A 6,132-nucleotide genomic window follows, 5' to 3' on the forward strand; every position below is an offset into this window, starting at 1 on the left:
GTATGGCAGCAAAATGGAAACAGAAGAAAAAGAACCAAATAGTATATAGAACTGCCTGCCAATATTTGCATGAGATAAGGCCAGACCAGATAACAAGTGATGAATTACAAAAATATTTTGTGGGAGACCGCAGAGATTTATATTTGTATGCTGAAAAGCAAGTGGTCTTTTGTGAAAAAAGTTCTTGCAATTGTCGTTTTAACTTTGGCTTTTGAGATATCACAATACATTTTCGTAATCGGAAGAGCCGATATTACCGATGTGCTTAGTAATACTCTTGGGGGGTAATCGGGATTGGCATTTATGCCTTGCTGTCCAAGGTTCTGAAAGGCAGGACAAATAAGGTTATTAATGTACTTGCCGCGGTATTACCATTTTGGCATTATTACTTGTCGCTTTGTTATTGGTGAGTCAACAATGGGTGTGTATCAAATAGTTTATCAGCGACACAATAACAAGGAGCGTGGGTGGAATGTGGAAATGCCCGAAATGTGGTCGTGAGTTCAAAAACACATAACAAGACCACTTTTGCGTGAAGCCGAACAGCATTGACGAATACATAGCTGCACAACCGGAAGATGTGCGACCTCTGTTGCAAAGCATCAGAGAAACCATCCGCGCCGCTGCGCCGGAAGCCACAGAGAAAATCTCGTGGCAGATGCCGACGTTCTGGCAGGGTGAGAACCTTCATCCATTTCGCGGCGTTCAAAAAACACATCGGGCTGTACCCCGGCGGCGAAGCTACGTCTGAATTTGCGGAGCGGCTCGCTGGATATAAGACCAGTAAAGGAACGATTCAGCTACCTTGGCAAACCGATAGATTATGAACTTATCACCGATATCGTGCGGTGGAGAGTAAATCGGGAAGCAAAAGGGAGTGACACTTTATGACAAACGAGCGCGTGTACAAGATGGCATTTTCAAAAGTCTACCCGCTACTCGTCCAAAAGGCGGAGCGCAAAGGGCGCACCAAATCCGAGGTTAATGCAGGGATTTTTTGGCTCACAGGGTATGACGATTCTGGTTTGCAAGAGCAAATAATGAAGAATATTGATTATGAAATTTTTTTAGTCAAGCCCCGCAGATAAACCCTAACGCCGCAAAAATTTCAGGTGTGATTTGCGGGCATCGCGTCGAGGAAATCGAAGACCCGCTTATGCAGAAAATAAGGTGGCTTTGACAAACTGGTTGATGAATTGGCAAAAGGCAAGCCAATGGAGAAGGTTTTGAGGAGTTAAATTTCTGGGTTTACTCATAATAACAATCAATTAATTAGGAGGTAAGATTAGATGAGTGTAAAATTTGATCCAAATAACGTCGTTATTAAACTCTGTATGAGTGGGATGAACTTGGCAGCTAGTGGAAACATTGAAGATGCAACCACGATGTTTCATAAAGCATGGCATGAATCAACAGATGACTATGAAAGGTTTATTGCAGCTTATCATTTAGCTCGTCAACAAAAGAGTATTACAGACAAATTGAAATGGATGGAAACATCTTTACAGCGTGCACTAAATATAAATGATGATAATGTTAAGAGTGCATACCCAACGTTATATTTAAATATTGCCAAATGTTATGAGGAGTTGTGTGATTCAGATAATGCAAAAAGAAATTATGAATTGTCAAATTCATATAAGGGTGCACCTTCTGATGAAGGACCATTTTATCATGGGACAAAGGCAGATTTGCAGGTTGGTGATTTATTGACAGCGGGTGGAAATTCAAATTACAAACCTGAGCTTAAAATGAACCACATTTACTTCACTGCTAATGCAAATGGCGCAGGACTTGCAGCAGCATTAGCAAAAGGAGAAGCAAGAGAACGCGTTTATATAATAGAACCAACAGGTGAATTCGAAAACGACCCAAATGTTACTGATAAAAAATTCCCGGGTAACTTAACACGTTCTTATCGATAAAAAGAACCTTTAAGAATTATTGGTGAAGAAACAGAGTGGGCGAAACTGACAACTACGGAGAGACGTGAATGGCGCGAAAAATTAGACAAAAACAAGGGCGAAATTATTAACTGAACATATTTTAAATAGGTAATAGTTACTTTCAAGTTAGTCGGTAGGCTTTCACATAAAATAAAGCAGGCACCCTACGTTGCAATTTGGTTGGGTGCGGCCTTGGGGCTGGCCAGCTTCAAAAGCTGCGTTTGCAGTTCTTCACAGTATCACCTCCACAGCAAAACCCACTACGAAGAAGGGTGAATTCCGCCAGAAGATTAGTATATGGTGTTGATATGTTCCCAAGAACCTCAAAACCGTTGACATGTTTCCACATACCGCTAAAACGCTAAAAAACGATTGACCTATTCCCGAGAACCCCGACATCAATATTGGCAACTCGGGCCATACAGAATGCTGCTGCTTTACTTTTTCATGACCCTGATGTTTTTTGTATCAGGCGTTGCATCCTATTATTCCTTTAATAAAAGAGGCGCCGGATTGTATATAGGAGAACGGATGCTAAATACGGCTAGAGACATAGCAAGAAATCAAAAATCAGAAGTAGTCATATACCACCCTAACGGGCAGATTAGAGTATACGCATGAGGGGAGAGGGAAGTCAGATGAAAGGGATGAAGAAAACCCTGGGGGTACTGGTTTGCATCTGCTGTACCAGTCTGCTGTGGCTGACGGCCTGCGGGGGAAAGACCGACACAAACCGTCTGCAGACGGGAGAAAGCCCGGCCGGCATGTCGGCAGGAATGAATGCTGATGAGAGAAGCGGACAAGGGGACAAAGCGGAGGCTGCAGAGGAAGGCTATATATTTAAGGACAGCGATTCAACCCGGCTGACAGAGGAAAATGTCCGTAACCTGGATTACCGCCTGCTATATCTTGCCAGAAATGAAATTTTCGCCAGACATGGCTATATCTTTAAGGATGAGGGATTGCAAAAGTATTTCGGAGCTAAAAGCTGGTATACGAAAAATGCAGCTTTCAATAATGAAATCTCGGACATTGAAAAAGACAATGTGGACTTGATTGAAAGATATGAAGCAGTACGGAAGGAACCTGCCAAAAGCCAGGGACTGCCCCTGGGGAAATATGCCCGCTTTGACCTGGATGGGGATGGGAAGACGGAAGAAATCCAGTACAGCCTGTCGGAAGGAAGCGATTTCACCCTGACCATTAACGGTGCCGCCGTCCATGGCAGCGGTACGAATGTGGAAGAGGGTTTTTCCATTGTCGACCTGGACATTATGGACGGCGTAAAGGAAATTGCGGTCCAGGAGTATGGCCCCAGTGAAGATTATAGAACTACCTTTTATGCCAATGGGGGCAGGAAGATCATCGAGATGGGCCAGGTTCAGGGCCTGTGCGGAACTTACAGCCGCTTGCCCGGAGACGGGAAAGTAATGGCCCAGACGCGTTTTCAGATACTTCAAACATGGTTTTACGACGATGAATACCGCATCAATGAGCAGCATGTGCTAGAACACGTGGCAAAACCGCTTTATCTGTCAACCTTCAAGGAACAATACGTAACAGTCAAAAAAGCGCTGACCCTCTACACGGCTCCGGGCAGTCAAGAGGTGGCGGTTCGTGTGGTACCCGGAGATAAATTGCTGCTGGTGGGCAGTGATGACAAGGAATGGTGTTATGCAACTACCGCGAACGGCGTAAAAGGATGGTTTTCTGTCGAAGGATTCCAACAGGTACGGGAACTGGGTATTCCGGCCGGTGAGGTGTTCGACGGGCTATACTTTACAGACTAAGGCCATAATCGAACTGAAATATTTTAAAAAGTCTTCGGTTCATAAATAAAATTAGTGCCAGGCCATGGTAGACTTTAAATCATTTTGAAAAACGGTGGATCGCTAATCCACCGTTTTTTGGGTCTTGACGGCATCTTTTTTGTATCCTCAGAGCACGTTGGTGTTAGGAACGGCATTTAGGGTGACATTTCCAATCAATGAGTTAGCATAAAATCGGTATGCAAAAGCGGCGGAGGACTAGTCTTTCCGCTGCTTTGGTGTTCTAAAATTTTTAGAAATATTATATCCGTTTAAACTCCGTTTAATTTTCTCCTCTAAGATGAGCTTATCAAATAAACGGAGGCGTATTATATGAATCACAATGTTACAACGGATCAGACTACTGCCATTACCAACGCAAAGATTTTTGACGGTGAGCGTGTTATCGATAATCAGACAGTGGTAATCAAAGGGGCACTCATCCATGCAGTGGGTGGTGCGGTGCCAGCCGGGGCAACAGTCATTGATGGTCGAGGCAAAACACTAATTCCCGGCCTCATCGACTCCCATGTGCATACCGACATGGACGGCCTGCATGATGCGCTGAAATTTGGCATCACCACAGAGCTTGAGATGCAGGGTCGTTGGTCGTCCAAACAGCGCAAAGAAATATCTGAACGGAATGATATCGCTGATTTACGTTCCCCCGGAATGGGCGTTACCCCTAAAGGTGGACACCCATCTGAATATATTAGTTCAAGCAGCAGCCTGCTAATACGCTTATTCTGTCGTTTACCGTTTGTCTTTCGGTCTGTCCGGACTCCTGATGAGGCAGTCAAATTCGTCGACGATCAGATCGCCGGAGGTGCTGATTACATTAAAATTTTTATCGAGGATGGTAGCTGTATCGGTTTCCCCGGACTTCCTGTACTGGATGATAAGACTCTCTATGCGGCTGTTAATGAAGCGCATCGCCGTGATAAGCTTACTATCGTCCATGTCACGACCGCCGAGGCTACAAAGCGAGCAACCGATGCTGGCGTGGATGGATTGGGCCACCTGTTTTTTGACCGTTTACCTATCCCATCGCTTATTTCTGATATTGCATTATCCGGTGCATTTATCATACCAACATTGGTGACACTCTCCACAGCTTTTGGCAATAGCGCAGCCTGGCTGGCCGCCGACGAACGAGTGTGTTCAAGACTGAGCAAGAAGTGGCTCGACTCACTCTCTCGAAGCATGAATGTCTATCCGCAAGGAAAGCTCAAAGATGCTTATGCCACGATCCGAGCTCTCCGCGACTCCGGTGTGGACATATTAGCAGGCTCCGATGTATCGGAACCGATACCGATCCTTGGCGGTCTTGCCCACGGCGCAAGCCTACACCATGAACTGAGACTGCTGGTCGCTGCAGGATTGACACCTATAGAAGCGCTGCGGGCAGCCACCTCTACTCCAGCACGTCGTTTTGGCCTCACCGACCGGGGGCGGATCGTCCCTGGAGCACTTGCTGATCTACTGCTGGTAGACGGCGACCCGCTTACTAACATCGCGGACACACTATCTATCCGCGGCGTGTGGCATCGTGGTGAACAACTCGCATCTTAAGAGGAATAAGTACCAGTTGCTGAATTATTATATGGACGTATCATTACAAACGTGTTCCAGCAGGGAGATTAATCTTCCTGCTGGTTTTTTATAAGATACTACCGCTCAATTTCATCAAATCAAGGGAACAATCGGACAATGCATGTCCTGATATTTTTCTACAACCCAAGTGCAAACCTTCGCTTGGGTCGGCGGGAAAGGCGTCCGAAACGGGACCATTGAAACCGGCGCTATAATGGCGGCAATCAGTTATTCAATTCAAATCCTGATGCGCTTCGGAATGCTTACCAATGTCATTTTAGGTATCCCGCGAGGACAGATTTCAGCAAAGGGAATCTATGAAGTGCTCGACATGCCCTTAAGCGTCAAGGAACCGGATCAAGCGGCAATCGCTGGCGATTATCGGCAGTATCGGCGACGGCAAAAGAAGCTGTTCGGAATTTTGAGAATTCGTATAATAAGAACAGTCATGTAAACATAAAGATACATGTATTGCATTGTTTACATAAGCACTTAAGCCATCATTCATAGTGCTTTTATTCACTTATTAACTAGATGAATGTAAATTTTCGTGTACATTTTTAGTGGAGTTTAAGATGCAATAACTTCTTTGTACAAAAGGCACAAAGCCCTAGAGTCTGTTATAACTGCCTATTATAACAAACAGAAAATTAATGGTATGGAAATTGCATGAAAATATAGTCGATATTTGTTTTTTTATGCATTTAAGCCCATATGCTTAGCGAGTCAGTTAGCTCAGAAAACGCTTTTTAATCGCACAATATTATTGGGACGTAATAATGGGT

Annotated in this window: 5 protein-coding genes and 2 pseudogenes; all 7 read left to right on the forward strand. The window is 44.7% G+C overall.

All coding sequences use genetic code 11. The features are described 5' to 3' along the window. Positions 1-2: 2 nt before the first annotated feature. The 7 genes and pseudogenes from DOT_RS30100 (at position 3) to DOT_RS00650 (ending at position 5,801) form a co-directional block, all read left to right on the forward strand. A complete protein-coding gene (locus tag DOT_RS30100; protein WP_040410850.1) occupies positions 3-215 on the forward strand; it encodes a hypothetical protein in 213 nt (70 codons plus the stop codon). Between the two features lie 317 nt (positions 216-532). Continuing rightward, positions 533-891: pseudogene (locus tag DOT_RS28130) on the forward strand (DUF1801 domain-containing protein). Beyond that, a pseudogene (locus DOT_RS00630) lies at positions 888-1,238 on the forward strand (DUF2200 domain-containing protein). The pseudogenes DOT_RS28130 and DOT_RS00630 overlap by 4 nt, the downstream one beginning before the upstream one ends. Positions 1,239-1,289: 51 nt before the next feature. After that, positions 1,290-1,925 carry an NAD(+)--rifampin ADP-ribosyltransferase gene (locus tag DOT_RS00635; protein ID WP_009612837.1) on the forward strand — a complete coding sequence of 212 codons (636 nt, stop codon included), beginning with the start codon at positions 1,290-1,292 and terminating at the stop codon, positions 1,923-1,925. Between the two features lie 659 nt (positions 1,926-2,584). Continuing rightward, positions 2,585-3,736 (forward strand): YARHG domain-containing protein, encoded by a 1,152-nt coding sequence (locus tag DOT_RS00640; protein WP_009612839.1) that lies wholly within the window; start codon positions 2,585-2,587, stop codon positions 3,734-3,736. Between the two features lie 351 nt (positions 3,737-4,087). Continuing rightward, positions 4,088-5,326, forward strand: coding sequence for an amidohydrolase family protein (locus tag DOT_RS00645; protein ID WP_009612840.1), 1,239 nt, complete (start codon positions 4,088-4,090; stop codon positions 5,324-5,326). A 169-nt stretch (positions 5,327-5,495) separates the two neighbouring features. Next, positions 5,496-5,801, forward strand: coding sequence for an ABC transporter ATP-binding protein (locus DOT_RS00650; protein ID WP_009612841.1), 306 nt, complete (start codon positions 5,496-5,498; stop codon positions 5,799-5,801). The last annotated feature ends 331 nt before the right edge of the window (positions 5,802-6,132 follow it).

The organism is Desulfosporosinus sp. OT (genome assembly GCF_000224515.1).
Taxonomy (GTDB): Bacteria; Bacillota; Desulfitobacteriia; order Desulfitobacteriales; family Desulfitobacteriaceae; genus Desulfosporosinus.